13 protein-coding genes and 2 tRNA genes are annotated in these 15,418 nt (G+C 69.3%); 11 read left to right on the top strand and 4 right to left on the bottom strand.

The genetic code is table 11. The features are described 5' to 3' along the window. Positions 1 to 12: 12 nt before the first annotated feature. Positions 13 to 822 (top strand): Fpg/Nei family DNA glycosylase, encoded by an 810-nt coding sequence (locus ACIRP7_RS00955; protein WP_403652088.1) that lies wholly within the window; start codon positions 13 to 15, stop codon positions 820 to 822. A gap of 27 nt (positions 823 to 849) precedes the next feature. On the opposite strand, the gene ACIRP7_RS00950 is transcribed toward ACIRP7_RS00955, so the two are convergent. Further along, positions 850 to 2,079, bottom strand: a complete 1,230-nt coding sequence (locus ACIRP7_RS00950) for a GNAT family N-acetyltransferase (RefSeq protein ID WP_403652085.1) — start codon at positions 2,077 to 2,079, stop codon at positions 850 to 852. 169 nt (positions 2,080 to 2,248) lie between these two features. Between ACIRP7_RS00950 and ACIRP7_RS00945 the strand changes: the two genes are divergently transcribed. Together ACIRP7_RS00945 and ACIRP7_RS00940 are read left to right on the top strand one after the other, a co-directional pair. Beyond that, positions 2,249 to 3,430 (top strand): PP2C family protein-serine/threonine phosphatase, encoded by a 1,182-nt coding sequence (locus ACIRP7_RS00945; RefSeq protein ID WP_403652082.1) that lies wholly within the window; start codon positions 2,249 to 2,251, stop codon positions 3,428 to 3,430. A 153-nt stretch (positions 3,431 to 3,583) separates the two neighbouring features. Then, positions 3,584 to 4,039 carry an HD domain-containing protein gene (locus ACIRP7_RS00940; protein ID WP_403652079.1) on the top strand — a complete coding sequence of 152 codons (456 nt, stop codon included), beginning with the start codon at positions 3,584 to 3,586 and terminating at the stop codon, positions 4,037 to 4,039. 10 nt (positions 4,040 to 4,049) lie between these two features. On the opposite strand, the gene ACIRP7_RS00935 is transcribed toward ACIRP7_RS00940, so the two are convergent. Further along, positions 4,050 to 5,171, bottom strand: a complete 1,122-nt coding sequence (locus tag ACIRP7_RS00935; protein ID WP_403652076.1) for an acyltransferase family protein — start codon at positions 5,169 to 5,171, stop codon at positions 4,050 to 4,052. 364 nt (positions 5,172 to 5,535) lie between these two features. On the opposite strand from ACIRP7_RS00935, the gene ACIRP7_RS00930 reads away from it, so the two are divergent. Together ACIRP7_RS00930 and ACIRP7_RS00925 are read left to right on the top strand one after the other, a co-directional pair. Further along, the gene (locus ACIRP7_RS00930) at positions 5,536 to 5,730 is read left to right on the top strand and encodes a hypothetical protein (RefSeq protein WP_381331885.1); all 195 of its coding nucleotides are present in this window, start codon (positions 5,536 to 5,538) and stop codon (positions 5,728 to 5,730) included. 69 nt (positions 5,731 to 5,799) lie between these two features. After that, positions 5,800 to 6,021, top strand: a complete 222-nt coding sequence (locus tag ACIRP7_RS00925; protein WP_403652071.1) for a hypothetical protein — start codon at positions 5,800 to 5,802, stop codon at positions 6,019 to 6,021. Between the two features lie 93 nt (positions 6,022 to 6,114). Here the strand turns inward: ACIRP7_RS00925 and ACIRP7_RS00920 are convergent. Then, positions 6,115 to 6,185, bottom strand: a tRNA-Gly gene (locus ACIRP7_RS00920). Positions 6,186 to 6,664: 479 nt separating this feature from the next. Between ACIRP7_RS00920 and ACIRP7_RS00915 the strand changes: the two genes are divergently transcribed. From ACIRP7_RS00915 to clpX, 5 genes are all read left to right on the top strand, one after another. After that, positions 6,665 to 6,741, top strand: a tRNA-Pro gene (locus tag ACIRP7_RS00915). A 182-nt stretch (positions 6,742 to 6,923) separates the two neighbouring features. Further along, positions 6,924 to 8,321, top strand: coding sequence for a trigger factor (gene tig / locus ACIRP7_RS00910; protein ID WP_352383945.1), 1,398 nt, complete (start codon positions 6,924 to 6,926; stop codon positions 8,319 to 8,321). A 328-nt stretch (positions 8,322 to 8,649) separates the two neighbouring features. After that, positions 8,650 to 9,255 (top strand): ATP-dependent Clp protease proteolytic subunit, encoded by a 606-nt coding sequence (locus ACIRP7_RS00905; protein WP_403653005.1) that lies wholly within the window; start codon positions 8,650 to 8,652, stop codon positions 9,253 to 9,255. A 70-nt stretch (positions 9,256 to 9,325) separates the two neighbouring features. After that, complete coding sequence (locus tag ACIRP7_RS00900; protein WP_352383943.1) at positions 9,326 to 10,006, top strand: ATP-dependent Clp protease proteolytic subunit; 681 nt, start codon at positions 9,326 to 9,328, stop codon at positions 10,004 to 10,006. A 160-nt stretch (positions 10,007 to 10,166) separates the two neighbouring features. Next, the gene (gene clpX, locus ACIRP7_RS00895) at positions 10,167 to 11,453 is read left to right on the top strand and encodes an ATP-dependent Clp protease ATP-binding subunit ClpX (RefSeq protein ID WP_389991338.1); all 1,287 of its coding nucleotides are present in this window, start codon (positions 10,167 to 10,169) and stop codon (positions 11,451 to 11,453) included. Between the two features lie 74 nt (positions 11,454 to 11,527). On the opposite strand, the gene ACIRP7_RS00890 is transcribed toward clpX, so the two are convergent. Next, positions 11,528 to 12,556 carry a hypothetical protein gene (locus ACIRP7_RS00890; protein ID WP_403652066.1) on the bottom strand — a complete coding sequence of 343 codons (1,029 nt, stop codon included), beginning with the start codon at positions 12,554 to 12,556 and terminating at the stop codon, positions 11,528 to 11,530. A 136-nt stretch (positions 12,557 to 12,692) separates the two neighbouring features. On the opposite strand from ACIRP7_RS00890, the gene ACIRP7_RS00885 reads away from it, so the two are divergent. Further along, positions 12,693 to 15,317: a valine--tRNA ligase gene (locus tag ACIRP7_RS00885; protein WP_403652063.1), complete on the top strand. Its 2,625-nt coding sequence runs from the start codon at positions 12,693 to 12,695 to the stop codon at positions 15,315 to 15,317. The last annotated feature ends 101 nt before the right edge of the window (positions 15,318 to 15,418 follow it).

Genomic DNA, 15,418 nt, shown 5'->3' with positions numbered 1-15,418 from the left:
AGAGGAACCACCGTGCCTGAGGGGCACACCATCCACCGCCTGGCACAGGACTACGCCGAAGCCTTCACCGGCACGAAACCCCGCGTCACCAGCCCCCAGGGCAAGTTCTCCGACGCCGCGGCCCTCCTCACCGGCTCCGAAGTCACCCGCACCGACGCCCACGGCAAGCACCTCTTCCTCGGCTTCCGGGACACCGACTGGGTCCACATCCACCTCGGCCTCTTCGGCAAGGTCACCTTCGGCGCGACCCCCGCACCCCCGCCCACCGACACGGTCCGCCTCCGCCTCGCGAACACCACGGCGTACGTCGACCTCCGCGGCCCCACCACCTGCGCCCTGATCACCCCCGCCGAGAAGCAGTCGATACACGAGCGCCTCGGCCCGGACCCCCTGCGCGAGGACGCCGACCCGCACGCCGCGTACCGGCGGATCTCCCGCAGCCGTACGACGATCGCCGCCCTGCTGATGGACCAGAAGGTCATCGCGGGCGTGGGCAACGTCTACCGGGCGGAGGTCCTCTTCCGTCACCGCATCGACCCGTACCGCGCGGGCAAGGACATCACCCCCGCCGAGTGGCACGCGATCTGGACCGACCTCGTCGCGCTCATGCGCGAGGGCGTGCGGAACAACCGCATCGACACCGTCCGCCCGGAGCACACCCCCGAGGCGATGCGCCGCCCGCCACGCGTCGACGACCACGGCGGCGAGGTCTACGTCTACCGCAGGGCCGCCCTGCCCTGTCACCTCTGCGGCGACGAGATCCGCACCGCCGACCTCGCCGCCCGCAACCTCTTCTGGTGCCCGACCTGCCAGAGGCCTTGAGCGGGACCTGGAGACCTTGAGAAGGACCTAGAACCCGTGCGGCAGCCAGGGCGCCACCGCCGACCCGAACCCCACCGCCGCCTCGGCCAGCGCCCCCTGTCGCAGCTCCCGCACCAGGCCCGCGCCCGCCAGCGCGGCCAGGCTCACGCCGCCGAGGTAGGCCGCTCCCAACTCCCTTACCGACAGGGCGAGGTCGGCCGGGTCCGTCGTACGGTCGCACGACGCGCCCTTCGCGTCCCCGCTGAGCCGCCAACGGCCCGCGTTCCAGGGGCAGAAGGAGTCCTCGACCTCCAACACCACGTCCACCGGCGCCTGATAGGTCCGCGCCTGGAGCGCGGCCCCCACGTCCACCAGCCGTACGTGCAGCGAGTCCCGCACCAGCAGTGAACAGCGCCGGACGTCGGAGACGAGGTACTGCCAGGCCTCGTCGACCGGTCGCCGCCGCACATCGATCCGCGAGGTGAGGTCGAGGTCGAACAGGAACCGCCACAGCGCGCCGTGCGTGGCCGGATCCAGCGCCTCCAGGTCGGAGACCACCACGGTGCCCCTGGGTCCGGCCGGTTCCCAGTCCGCCTTGACCCGGTACCGCACGAAGCCCACGACCGACCCGTCCCGCTCCGCGACCACGCACTGCAGGGGTGAGGCACCGTCCCGGTCGCTCTCGGGGTCGAGCAGCCACATCCGCTCCCAGCCGGGAAGCCGGGTGACCATTCCGGGCCGCTGCGGCACGAGCCGGGCGTACACCGCCTCGCACGCGTCGAGCACGTCGGCGGGCGCCGCGTACCGCAGCCGTACGTCGTCGGTGCCGGGCGGCACGGACAGCCGTACCCGGGTCGTGTCGATGTCGGCGTTGAGGTGGTAGGTGCCGACGCCGTACCCGAACCGGCCGTAGATCACCGGCTCGGAGGCCGTGAGCACGGCCAGCGGCTCGCCCCAGGAGCGCACGTCGTCCAGCTGGCGGCGCATCATCGAGGTCAGCACCCCGCGCCGCCGGTGCGTGCCGGCCACGCCGACCATGGTGACGCCGGCGGCGGGCACCGAGGCGCCGCCCGGCACGGTCATCCGGAAGCCGAACGCCCCCGCCGTACCCACACACCGCTCGCCGTCCCAGACGCCGATGGAGCGGTCGTACGCGGTGAGCTCACGAAACAGCTCCCGCTCCTCGGCCGACTCCGGAACCCCGCCGAAGGCGCGGATCAGGTTGTCGTACCACTCGTCCCAGTCGTCCTGCCGTAGCACCCGCAAGTCAGTCCCCATGAACCATGCCTACCAGGGCAGTGCGGGACGAGCGAGGAAATTTCACCGGGGCCCCTCATCGGCCGGAGCGTGTACGGCCCTTGAACAGCTGTGAAGTTGAACCTCGCACGGGGGACAAGTCGTACCTCCTGTGCCAAGCAGAGGGTTCGACGGATAAGGTCCCGAACTAATGGCAGCAGGACGAGAGCGGCGCGCGGAAGCCGAGACGTTCACGGCCCGGTGGAAGATGCAGTGGCACCGGGTCCGCGTCGGCCTGCGCAGAAGCGCCGTGGACTACTTCCGGGGCGACGGCTCGGACTGGGTCGCGCTGGCCGGTCTGCTCCTGACCGTCCCGGTGATCGCGTCCGTCACCCTGATGAACTCGGTGTGGTGCTCACCGGCCGCGCTGGTCCTCCCGATCGTCGCCGGCGGTCTGCTGCTGCGCCCGGCGAGCCTGCTCGGCCTGTACGCGGCGGCGGCGACCGCGCTGATCGTGGAGTCGGTGCGGCTGGGGCCGTACACCGAGGGGCCGTCCCGGGTCACCCCGGGCGTGGTCCTGGTCGTGGCCGCCTGCGGTTTCTTCGGCCTGCTGATCGCCCAGTTCCGCAGCCGGGTCGGAGTGCCCTGGCGGCGCGGCGGCACCATGCTGTTCGACCTGCGCGAACGCATCCGGGTCCAGAGCAAGCTGCCGCACCTGCCGCAGGGCTGGCACCGGGAGATGGCGCTGCGTCCCGCGGGCGGACAGTCGTTCTCCGGTGACTTCGTTGTCGCGGCCCGTACCAACGGCGGCCGGACGATGGAGGTCGTCCTGACCGACGTCTCGGGCAAGGGCATGGACGCGGGCTCGCGTGCGCTGCTGCTGTCGGGGGCGTTCGGCGGCCTGCTCGGTTCGCTGCCCCCGCACGCCTTCCTGCCCGCCGCGAACGGCTATCTGCTCCGTCAGGACTGGGACGAGGGCTTCGCGACCTCGATCCACCTGGTCCTGGACCTGGACTCGGGCGACTACGAGCTCTACTCGGCCGGCCATCCGCCGGGACTGCAGCTCAGCGCGGGCAGCGGCCGCTGGGAGGAGAAGGCCGCGGAGGGCCCGCTCCTCGGGGTCTACGACGGCGCCCAGTTCGACCCGGTCAAGGGATCACTGCGGCCCGGCGATGTCCTGATGCTGTTCACCGACGGCCTGGTGGAGACGTCCGAACGCGACATAGTCGAGGGCATCGACCGGCTGACGGGGGAGGCCGACCGGTATGTGGCCGGCGGGTTCCACGGCGCCGCCTGGCACCTGATCGAGGCGGTGGCGAAGGACGTCAACGACGACCGCGCGCTGCTGCTGATCTGCCGCGAGGGCCCCACGGCTCAGTCGATGCCGCACTGATTGTGGTGAACTTCCTCGGTGATTCCGGGCTCGTGGCAGGTCTGGGACCCGTGGCGGGAGCGGTAGGCCGAGCCGTTGTCGGTCAGGACGCTCTCGGCCTCACCGCGGCCGTCCTCCCGCCCGCGCTGCGCTGCGGCACGCCACACTGGAGGAATGACCGACGAGTTGACGCTGGCCGAGGTCGAGGCCCTCGCCCGTACCGCACACGAGGGCCAGACCGACAAGGCCGGCCGGCCCTACGCCGAACACCTGCGGGCCGTCGCCGAGGGCGTACGCGCGCGTGGCGGTGACGACGACCAGATCGCGGCGGCCTGGCTGCACGACTCCGTCGAGGACGACGCGCTCTCCGCGCAGTGGCTCGCCGAGGCCGCGCTGAGCCGTCGTACGAAGGACATCGTGCTCGCCGTCACCAAGCGGGCCGGTGAGCCGCCCGAGGCGTACGCCGGGCGCATCCTCGCGACCTCGGGCGCGCTGCTGGTCAAACAAGCCGACCTGGCGCACAACGCGGACCCGGCACGCCTGGCGGTCCTCGACGAGGCCACCCGGCAGCGACTCACCGAGAAGTACGCGGGGATGCGCGCCCTTCTCGGTCTGCCGGCGTCCGGCTAGGCGCAGGCATCTAGGCGCTGACCTTCTCCCGGGGAGCCGCCGCCTTCTGATCGTCTCCCCGCCTCACCTCGGCCGCCTCCCGCCTGAACGCCCAGTTCATGTCGGGCTCCATCACGCACCGGAAGACCCGGCGCACCGGCGCGGTGCACAGCAGGGTGACGGCGACCGCGGCGAGGGCGCTCACGAAGAGCTCACCGGCCGGACGGTGCAGCCAGGCGTGGTCGAACCAGCCCGCGAAACCCGCGCCCTTGATCAGGAAGCCGTGCAGCAGATAGCCGTACAGCGTGCCCGCGCCGAGCGCGGTGAACCACATGCGCCGGCCCGGCACCCAGGCGAAGAAGCAGGCCGTCAGCAGCAGCGAGGCACCGAACATGGCCAGCACCATGACCGGTCCCGTCCACCAGGGAGCGCCCATCTCCTGGGCGGCGTTGCGGTGGTAGAACCACTCGGTGTTCATCCGCGGCACCGCCCACCAGCCGACGGCGAGGGCGGCGGCGAACACCGGCACCGCCGCGATCCGCATCGAACGCCGGCGCACCAGGCGGAAGTGCTCGGGCTTCATGACCAGGCCGAGCACGAAGTACGGCAGGAACTGCAGCACCCGCTGGAGGTCCAGGTCGTCACCGATGTCCGGGGTCACGGACGCCAGCATCGCGATGCCGAGCGCGAGCGGCAGCGGCCACCGCACCAGGTTCCAGATCGGCGTGGTCAGCCGCCAGATGAACAGCGCCACCAGGAACCAGGTCAAAAACCATGGGTCCAGGAGGCTGATCTCCATGCCCGGGTCGTGGTCGGCGTAGCGCTTGAAGAGGGAGTACGCCGTCTCGAAGACGATGTACGGCACCGCGACGCCGGTGACGAGCCGCTTCAGCCGGTCCGGGCGCATGTCGAAACTGCGCGAGAAGAAGCCGGAGATGACGATGAACGCCGGCATGTGGAACGAGTACACCACCGTGTACACGCCCTCCAGGATCCTGCTGTCGCCCTTGAGCGGCTCCCAGGAGTGCGCGACGGCCACCAGGACGATCGCCAGGTACTTGGCGTTGTCGAAGAAGGCGTCGCGCTGCTTGGTGGACGGCGGGTCCTGCGGCGAACGCGGACGGGGGACTGCGTCGGCGGCGGCTGGAAACATCTGAGGCACCCTAGCCCCGGCTGTGTGTCTCCGTAAAACCGGCTGTCTCGTTGCTGGTTGTGCACTTCTGAGCCGTCGTCAACAGGCTGTTTTGTCACCATCAATCCCCCCGAAATGCCGCATAACCATGCCCGTCGCACACCTGTGTTAGTGCTTCGAATTCCCTGCGGACGGAATGTGCGGACGCGGTGACCGCGGACCGAAAGGAACCGGCCAGGGGGTGCGGGGCGTGTACCGGCATGGCCAAACGTTGGCTCACCGGCCGCATATGCGGGCCGCGTTGGTGGCACGATGGTTCTGGCGGGGGTCGCGGGGTCGCGTCCCCGGGCCGGGAGAGCGGGACCGACCGAGGGTGTGATCAGTTGTGGCCATTTCGCTGTCAGTGGTGCTGCTGTTGGGGATCATCCTCGTGGTGTTGATGCGGGGAGGCTCCATCAAGGCCGGCCCCGCCATAGTCGCGGTGCTCTTCGGCTTCTTCCTCGCCTCGACAGGCATGGCCGACGACATCCAACGCTTCCTGGACTCGATAGCGCAAACCATCAACTCGATCCAGTTCTAGCCCGGGACACGTCTCCGGCCCACGGTGGATCATGAGCACATGCCTCCTCGATCAAGCCGCATCGCCGGCATGGGGCTCCTTCTGCTCGGTATCGCCCTCGTGCTCTGGAGGGTCTTCGGTAGCCCTCAGGACTGGGAGGGCGGCATGAGGTGGTTGCGTACCGGTCTCATGCTGGGAGCTCTGGGGGCGATCGGCCTCAGCGCACGACTGATATTCCCCGACACCGAGGGCGATGCACCGGATGAGGTGTCCGAGAAGGCCGACGGAGCAGCTCCGGAGGAGAGGCCATGAGCCGGTCCGTTGCTCAACGCCCTTACCGCACCGGGGAACACCGAAGGCCCAGGGAGAGGGAATCCGCCTCTTACCTGGGCCTTCGGCCTTCAGAGCGGGCGACGGGAATCGAACCCGCGTAGCTAGTTTGGAAGACTAGGGCTCTACCATTGAGCTACGCCCGCACAGCACGCGCCGCGGCCCGATGGCCGACGGCACGAAAGCATCGTACCGGGTCGTCACCCCTCGTCGCACACCCCTTCCGTCCCGCCGCCGACCGCACGGCGCACGGACGGGGCTCGCAGCGGACGCCGGGGGCGCGCAAAGTCCTCCGCCGCACCCCCTCGCGATCCGCGCACTCCAAAAGCCCCACCCGTATCCGCCACCGCCGCCGGGCGGCGTGCGTTGCGGGGCCGGCCTGCGCATCCGTTTCCTCCGGCCTCCGCTCCCGCCGCGGCCCGAGCGACACCCGGGCGTACGACGCGCTCGCCGCGAGGTGGGACACCCTGCCCGTCGGAGTTTCCCTTCGCCCTCCCGCAGGGCCCCATGTCGAAGCTGTTCAGGTGGGCGGTCCCACAGCCCGCTCGGGGTGCTTCTGGGACGGGGCTCGTGAAATGCGGCAACCCCGCTGCCTGCGGGCATGTACCCTACGTGTCGCACCAGACGGGGTGTGGCGCAGCTTGGTAGCGCGTCCGCTTTGGGAGCGGAAGGCCGTGGGTTCAAATCCCGCCACCCCGACCACCTGCGCGATCAGTCGCGTGACCGAGTCCGTGATCGCCTTTGGGGCGTGTCGCCGCTGCCGTTACTATGCAAGCTGCACGCCCGTGTGCCTCTCCATTCCAGAAGATCCTCCGGGCGGCGATCCGCCGGAGCCGCTCTGGCCCCGGCAGAATCCGAGAAGTCAGCCACAAGGAGACCGAACCGTGAAGAGCGCCGTGGAGACCCTGAACCCGACTCGGGTTCGGCTCAGCATCGAGGTGCCCTTCGAGGAGCTCAAGGACAGCCTCGACGCGGCGTACAAGAAGATCAACCAGCAGGTCACGGTGAAGGGCTTCCGCAAGGGCAAGATCCCGGCGCGCGTCATCGACCAGCGGTTCGGCCGCGGTGCGGTCCTGGAGGAGGCGGTCAACGACGCGCTTCCGAAGTTCTACACCGAGGCGGTCAACGAGGCCGAGATCGACGTCCTGGGCCAGCCCGAGGTCGACATCACCGAGCTGAAGGACGGCGAGACGCTGAACTTCACCGCCGAGGTCGACGTCCGCCCCGCCATCGAGATCCCGGACTACTCCGGCATCGAGGTCGAGGTCGACGCGGTCGAGGTCAGCGACGAGGACGTCGAGAAGGCCGTGACCGAGCTGCGTGAGCGCTTCGCGTCGACCTCCCCGGTCGAGCGGGCCGCCGAGGACGGCGACGTCGTGACCATCGACCTGGAGGCCAAGGTCGAGGGCGAGGTGCTGGAGGACGGCGTGGCGAGCGGCGTCTCCTACACCATCGGCTCCGGCGAGCTGCTGGACGGCATCGACGACGCCGTGAAGGGCCTGGAGGCCGGTGGCGAGGCCACCTTCACCTCCGAGCTCAAGGGCGGCACCGCGGCCGGCAAGGAGGCCGAGGTCACCGTCAAGGTCACCCAGGTCGCCGCCCGCGAACTGCCCGAGCTGGACGACGAGTTCGCGCAGCTCGCTTCCGAGTTCGACACCCTCGACGAGCTGAAGGCCGACAGCCGCAAGCGCCTCGAGAACATGAAGCAGTACGACCAGGCCACCCAGGCCCAGGAGCGCGTCCTGGAGAAGCTCCTGGAGCTCGTCGAGGTGCCCGTCCCCGAGAAGCTCCTCGAGGACGAGATCAACACCCGCAAGCACAACCTGGAGCACCACCAGCTCGGCCAGATGGGCCTCGACCTCGAGAAGTACCTCGAGATCCAGGGCAAGACGGCCGAGGAGTTCGACACCGAGACCAAGGAAGCCGCGGTCAAGGGCATCAAGACCCAGTTCGTGCTCGACGAGCTCGTCAAGCGCGAGAAGCTGAACGTCAACCAGGAGGAGCTCACCGAGCACCTCATGCGCCGTGCCGCCTCCTCCGGCATGTCCCCCGACCAGTTCGCCCAGGCGGTCGTCGAGGGCGGTCAGGTCCCGCTCCTCGTCGGCGAGGTCGCCCGCGGCAAGGCCCTGGCCGTCGTGGTCGAGGCCGCCACGGTCAAGGACACCAACGGCGAGGTCGTCGACCTGGACGACGACGAGGATGAGACGGCCGAGACCGTCGAGGCCGTCGAGGCCGCGTCCGAGGAGACCCCGGCCGAGGCCGAGGAGAAGACCGAGGGCTGAGCCCACGGCACCTCGAACGTCGTAGGAAGGGCCCCGGAGACCATGTCTCCGGGGCCCTTCCCGCATGGGCCCGGAGGACCCGGCCGGGGGCGCGGAGAAGGGCGCGGCGGGTCACCGATCGCCCGTGCCCGGCCCCGAACCGGCGATACCACGGCGCTACGCCCCCGGCGAACACCCCCCTTACTGGGATTCCCCAAGGGGACCAGCGCGTTAGGGTCCATGAGTACCAGGGCAGGGAAGTCCCTCGAACTGCCCAGCCCCCGGACGGGAACACGTAAGACGGCCCGGTGCCGTCGTAAGACGAGCAGGTGGATACGTGACGAATCTGATGCCCTCCGCCGCCGGCGACCCCTCCATCGGTGGTGGCCTCGGTGACCAGGTCTACAACCGGCTGCTCGGCGAGCGGATCATCTTCCTCGGCCAGGCGGTCGACGACGACATCGCCAACAAGATCACCGCGCAGCTGCTGCTCCTTGCCGCTGACCCGGAAAAGGACATCTACCTCTACATCAACAGCCCCGGCGGATCGATCACCGCGGGCATGGCGATCTACGACACCATGCAGTACATCAAGAACGATGTGGTGACCATCGCCATGGGTCTCGCGGCCTCGATGGGCCAGTTCCTGCTCAGCGCGGGCACTCCCGGCAAGCGCTTCGCGCTGCCGAACGCCGAGATCTTGATCCACCAGCCGTCCGCCGGCCTCGCCGGTTCGGCCTCGGACATCAAGATCCACGCCGAGCGGCTGCTGCACACCAAGAAGCGCATGGCCGAGCTCACCTCGCAGCACACCGGCCAGACCATCGAGCAGATCACCCGCGACTCGGACCGCGACCGCTGGTTCGACGCCCACGAGGCCAAGGCCTACGGCCTCATCGATGACGTGATCGCCACGGCCGCCGGCATGCCGGGCGGCGGCGGCACCGGGGCCTGAGCCCCATGCGGGGCCACAACGCCCCCGCACAGCCCCTCAGCCGACCGCCTGAGCCCCTAGGAGACAGACAGTGAACGACTTCCCCGGCAGCGGCCTCTACGCCCGCACCGAGGCCGAGTACACCGGCCCGCGTGCCGAGTCCCGCTACGTGATCCCCCGCTTCGTCGAGCGCACCTCGCAGGGCGTCCGCGAGTACGACCCGTACGCGAAGCTCTTCGAGGAGCGCGTGATCTTCCTCGGCGTGCAGATCGACGACGCCTCCGCCAACGACGTCATGGCGCAGCTGCTGTGCCTGGAGTCGATGGACCCCGACCGGGACATCTCGGTCTACATCAACAGCCCCGGCGGCTCCTTCACGGCGCTCACGGCCATCTACGACACGATGCAGTTCGTGAAGCCGGACGTCCAGACGGTCTGCATGGGTCAGGCGGCCTCCGCCGCCGCGATCCTGCTGGCCGCCGGTACGCCCGGCAAGCGCATGGCACTGCCCAACGCGCGCGTGCTGATCCACCAGCCCTACAGCGAGACCGGCCGCGGTCAGGTCTCCGACCTGGAAATCGCCGCCAACGAAATCCTCCGGATGCGCGCGCAGCTGGAAGACCTGCTGGCCAAGCACTCCACCACGCCGATCGAGAAGATCCGCGAGGACATCGAGCGCGACAAGATCCTCACGGCCGACGACGCCCTGGCGTACGGTCTGATCGACCAGATCATCTCCACCCGGAAGATGAACAACGCCGCCGTCCGCTGACGCGGACCCGTAGGATATGCCGCCCCTTGGCACAGCGCACGTCGAAGTGAACCCTGCCAAGGGGGGCCCGAACGGGGGGCCCGGCAAGGTACCGTCGGACATAAGGCAGCACCAGGAGCCGCTGGACCTAGGCGTCTCCCAGGCGAAGGGGAAGCACACCGTGGCACGCATCGGTGACGGCGGCGATCTGCTCAAGTGCTCGTTCTGCGGCAAGAGCCAGAAGCAGGTCAAGAAGCTCATCGCAGGGCCTGGTGTGTACATCTGCGACGAGTGCATCGACCTCTGCAACGAGATCATCGAGGAGGAACTCGCCGAGACGAGCGAGGTGCGCTGGGAGGAACTCCCCAAGCCCCGCGAGATCTACGAGTTCCTGGAGGGCTACGTGGTGGGCCAGGAGCAGGCCAAGAAGGCCCTCTCCGTGGCGGTGTACAACCACTACAAGCGCGTCCAGGCCGGCGAGAACGGCGGCGGCAGCAGCCGTGACGACGCGATCGAGCTGGCGAAGTCCAACATTCTCCTGCTGGGACCCACGGGTTCCGGCAAGACGCTCCTCGCCCAGACCCTCGCCCGCATGCTCAACGTCCCGTTCGCGATCGCCGACGCGACCGCGCTCACCGAGGCGGGCTACGTCGGCGAGGACGTCGAGAACATCCTGCTGAAGCTGATCCAGGCGGCCGACTACGACGTCAAGAAGGCCGAGACCGGGATCATCTACATCGACGAGATCGACAAGGTCGCGCGGAAGAGTGAAAACCCGTCGATCACGCGCGATGTGAGCGGCGAGGGCGTGCAGCAGGCCCTGCTGAAGATCCTGGAAGGCACCACGGCCTCCGTGCCGCCGCAGGGCGGACGCAAGCACCCGCACCAGGAGTTCATCCAGATCGACACGACGAACGTCCTGTTCATCGTGGGCGGTGCCTTCGCGGGCCTGGAGAAGCTCATCGAGTCCCGGGCCGGCGCCAAGGGCATCGGCTTCGGCGCGACGATCCGCTCCAAGCGCGAGCTGGAGGCCAAGGACCAGTTCGAGGACGTCATGCCGGAGGACCTGGTCAAGTTCGGCATGATCCCCGAGTTCATCGGCCGCCTCCCGGTCATCACGAGCGTGCACAACCTGGACCGGGAAGCCCTCCTCCAGATCCTGGTCGAGCCGCGCAACGCGCTGGTGAAGCAGTACCAGCGGCTCTTCGAACTCGACGGCGTGGAGCTGGACTTCGAGCGCGAGGCCCTGGAGGCCATCGCCGACCAGGCCATCCTCCGCCAGACCGGCGCGCGCGGCCTGCGCGCCATCATGGAAGAGGTCCTGCAGGGCGTCATGTACGAGATCCCGTCCCGCAAGGACGTGGCCCGTGTCGTCATCACGGCGGACGTGGTCCACTCCAACGTCAACCCGACGCTCATCCCGAGGGACGCGCGCGGTCGCGGTCCGGGCGAGCAGAAGACGGCGTAGTTTCCCAGGACATGCGAAGGGGCCCCGGTCAACCGACCGGGGCCCCTTTCGCCGTTGAGGTGCCGGCGCGTCCGTCAGGCCTTGACGCGCACGTCGTTGCGGACCTTGGCGGTCAGTTCGGCCGCCTCCGTCATGGTGGTGCTCTTGCCCTCGGTCAGGGCGGCCATGTCGTACGCGAAGACGTAGGTGACCGTGCTGTGGTCACCCCAGATGCACACCGGCATGGTCAGGGTCGTGCCGGACTCGGTGGTCTTGATCTCCTGGCACTTCATGACGCCGTTCTCGAAGCCCGCGGGAGTGAACTCCTGGGGGCTGCCCACGAACGTGCCCGAGCTGGAGTCCTTCGAGGAGCCCTCCTTGGCCTGGGCGAACATCGAGTCGACGACCTTCTCGGGGTTGTCGATCGTGCCGTACACACCGGCGATCATCAGGGACTTGGTGCTCAGACCGGTGCCCGAGGAGTAGGTCGCGCTGACGTCCTTGGCGCCCTTGACGCCCCACGACTCGGCGTCCTTGACGTCGCTGTCGCTCAGCGCGCCGAGTCCGTCGCCGCTGCCCTTCTTGTACTCCCCGTTGAGGATCGTCGCCGGTGCCGTCAGCTTGTGCGCCCCGTCGTCGTCGACGTTCGAACCGCCGCCGGACCCGCCACCGCTGAAGACCAGGGACGCGCCGACCGCGATCGCGGCGACGACCACCACCGCGCCGACGATGATGCCGATCTTCTTCCCCTTGCCGCCGCCGGGCGCGGGCGGCTGCGGGACACCGTAGGGGGCCTGACCATACGGGGGCTGCTGCCCGTACGTCGGCTGCTGCCCGTACGTCGGCTGCTGCCCGTACGTCGGCTGCTGGCCGTAGGGGGCCTGCGGCTGGCCGTACGGCGGGGTCTGCGGCGGCACTCCGCCCTGCTGCGGATATCCGTAACCCGGTTGCTGCGCGGGCTGCTGGGGCGGCGGTGTCTGCTGGGGGTAGCCGTAGCCGGGCTGGGGCGCCTGCGGAGCCTGCGGCGGCTGGCCGTAGGGGCCCGGCTGGCCGTACGGCCCGGGCTGCGGCGGCTGCCCGGGCTGCTGAGGCTGCCCGTACGGGCCCGGCTGGTTGTGACTCATCTCTGGGTTCCCCTCCAGATGCTTACGTGTTCCCGACATCCTGGCTCAGGCACCGGCGGCGCACCGCATCGGGGCCCTCGCCGTTACAGAACAAACGCGTTTCGGGACACGCCCGCGACACCCCTAAACTGGCCCCGTGACCGAGAACGCTCAGCAGCAGCCCACAGCGCCCAGCACCGAACTGCCGACCCAGTACGCGCCGGCCGAGGTAGAGGGGACGCTGTACGAGCGCTGGGTGGAGAAGGGTTACTTCACCGCCGACGCGAAGAGCGACAAGCCGCCGTACACCATCGTCATCCCGCCGCCGAACGTCACGGGCAGCCTGCACCTCGGGCACGCCTTCCAGCACACGCTCATGGATGCCCTCACCCGCCGCAAGCGCATGCAGGGCTACGAGGCGCTGTGGCTGCCGGGCATGGACCACGCCGGTATCGCCACTCAGAACAAGGTCGAGCAGCAGCTCGCCGAGGAGGGCAAGTCCCGCCACGACCTGGGCCGCGAGGAGTTCGTCGAGCGCGTCTGGCAGTGGAAGGAGGAGTACGGCGGCCGGATCCTCGGCCAGATGCGGCGCCTCGGTGACGGCGTCGACTGGAGCCGTGAGCGCTTCACGATGGACGAGGGCCTCTCCAAGGCCGTCCTCACCATCTTCAAGCGGCTCTACGAGGACGAGCTGATCTACCGCGCCGAGCGCATCATCAACTGGTGCCCGCGCTGTCTGACGGCCATCTCCGACATCGAGGTGGAATACCAGGAGGACGCGGGCGAGTTGGTCTCCATCCGCTACGGCGAGGGCGAGGACAGCCTCGTCGTCGCGACCACGCGCGCGGAGACGATGCTCGGTGACACGGCCGTCGCCGTCCACCCCGACGACGAGCGCTACCAGCACCTCATCGGCAAGCAGATCAAGCTCCCGCTCACCGACCGCACCATCCCGGTCGTCGCGGACACCCACGTCGACCCCGAGTTCGGCACCGGCGCGGTGAAGGTGACCCCCGCGCACGACCCGAACGACTTCGAGATCGGCCGCCGCCACGACCTGCCGTCCCTGACGATCATGGACGAGCACGGCGTGATCACCGTCCACGGTCCCTTCCTCGGCCTGGACCGCTACGAGGCCCGCTCGGCTGTCGTCGGCGCCCTCAAGGAGCAGGGCCGGATCGTCGCCGAGAAGCGCCCGTACATGCACTCCGTCGGGCACTGCTCGCGCTGCAAGACCACCGTCGAGCCCCGCCTGTCCCTGCAGTGGTGGGTCAAGGTCGGCCCGCTCGCCAAGGCCGCCGGTGACGCGGTCCGCGACGGCCGAGTCAAGATCCACCCCGAGGACATGTCGAAGCGCTACTTCGACTGGGTCGACGCCATGCACGACTGGTGCATCTCGCGCCAGCTGTGGTGGGGCCACCGCATCCCGATCTGGTACGGCCCCGACGGCGAGGTCGTCTGCGTCGGACCCGACGAGGAGCCGCCCACCGGCGAGGGCTGGACCCAGGACTCCGACGTCCTGGACACCTGGTTCTCCTCCGGCCTGTGGCCGTTCTCCACGCTCGGCTGGCCCGAACAGACCGAGGACCTGCGGAAGTTCTATCCGACCGACGTCCTGCTGACCGGCCACGACATCATCTTCTTCTGGGTCGCCCGGATGATGATGTTCGGCCTCTACGCCATGGACGGCCAGGCCCCCTTCCACACCATCGCGCTGACCGGCCTGGTCCGCGACGAGTTCGGCAAGAAGATGTCGAAGTCGAACCCCAACGCGGTCGACCCGCTGGTCTGGATGGACGCCTACGGCTCCGACGCCGTCCGCTTCACCCTCGCCAACGGCGCCAACCCGGGCGCGGACGTGCCGATCGGCGAGGACTGGGTCAAGGCCTCCCGGAACTTCACCAACAAGCTCTGGAACGCCACCCGCTTCGCCCTCATGAACGGCGCCATGGTCGAGGGCCCGCTGCCGGACGCCTCCGAGATGTCGGCGACGGACCGCTGGATCCTCTCCCGTCTCAACACCACGGTCGCCCAGGTCGACGCGTACTACGACGACTACCAGTTCGCCAAACTCGCCGACGCGCTCTACCACTTCGCGTGGGACGAGGTCTTCGACTGGTACGTCGAGCTGTCCAAGACGACCTTCTTCGCGGGCGGCGAGCAGGCCAGGATCTCCGGCCGGGTCCTCGGCGAGGTCCTCGACGTGACGCTGCGGCTGCTGCACCCGGTCATCCCGTTCGTGACGGACGCCCTGTGGACCACCCTGACCGGCGGCGAGTCCCTGGTCGTCGGCGAGTGGCCGGCCGACAGCGGCTTCCGCGACAAGGACGCCGAACTGGAGATCGCGCTGGTCCAGCGGGTCGTCACCGAGGTCCGCCGGTTCCGCAAGGACCAGGGGCTCAAGGACGGCCAGAAGGTCCCGGCCCGCCTGGAGCTCACCGGCACCGCCCTCGCCCCGCACGAGGCCGCCATCCGCCAGCTCCTGCGCCTCCAGCCGGAGGGCGAGACCTTCGCGGCCACGGCGACCCTCCCGGTGGCCGGTGCCACGGTCGCCCTCGACCTGTCCGGCACGATCGACGTGGCGGCGGAACGCAAGCGCCTCGCGAAGGACCTGGCGGCGGCCGAGAAGGAGAAGGCCCAGGCGGGCGCCAAGCTCGGCAACGAAGCGTTCCTCGCGAAGGCCCCGGACAACGTGGTGGACAAGATCCGCGGCCGCCTGGCCAAGGCGGACGAGGACATCGCGAGGATCAAGGCCCAGCTGGAAGGCCTGCCTCAGGCGTGAGGCATGGGGCCCTGGGTCTTCTGGACTCCGGGCCCTGCGCCTGCCCGGCCGCCCCCGAAGCGCAGCCACCCCACTCCGTGGGCGCTCTGTCGGTCGCCGTC

The organism is Streptomyces sp. NPDC102270 (assembly GCF_044766405.1).
Lineage (GTDB): Bacteria > Actinomycetota > Actinomycetes > Streptomycetales > Streptomycetaceae > Streptomyces.
Note: the sequence above shows the minus strand (reverse complement) of the source record. Positions and strands in the feature narration are given on the sequence as shown.

Bases quoted from the DNA above. Each gene is read 5' to 3' on its own strand.
- ACIRP7_RS00935 (WP_403652076.1), bottom strand. From the start codon at position 5,171: ATGTTTCCAGCCGCCGCCGACGCAGTCCCCCGTCCGCGTTCGCCGCAG.
- ACIRP7_RS00945 (WP_403652082.1), top strand. From the start codon at position 2,249: ATGGCAGCAGGACGAGAGCGGCGCGCGGAAGCCGAGACGTTCACGGCC.
- ACIRP7_RS00890 (WP_403652066.1), bottom strand. From the start codon at position 12,556: ATGAGTCACAACCAGCCGGGCCCGTACGGGCAGCCTCAGCAGCCCGGG.
- ACIRP7_RS00925 (WP_403652071.1), top strand. From the start codon at position 5,800: ATGGGGCTCCTTCTGCTCGGTATCGCCCTCGTGCTCTGGAGGGTCTTC.
- ACIRP7_RS00950 (WP_403652085.1), bottom strand. From the start codon at position 2,079: ATGGGGACTGACTTGCGGGTGCTACGGCAGGACGACTGGGACGAGTGG.
- ACIRP7_RS00905 (WP_403653005.1), top strand. From the start codon at position 8,650: ATGCCCTCCGCCGCCGGCGACCCCTCCATCGGTGGTGGCCTCGGTGAC.
- ACIRP7_RS00940 (WP_403652079.1), top strand. From the start codon at position 3,584: ATGACCGACGAGTTGACGCTGGCCGAGGTCGAGGCCCTCGCCCGTACC.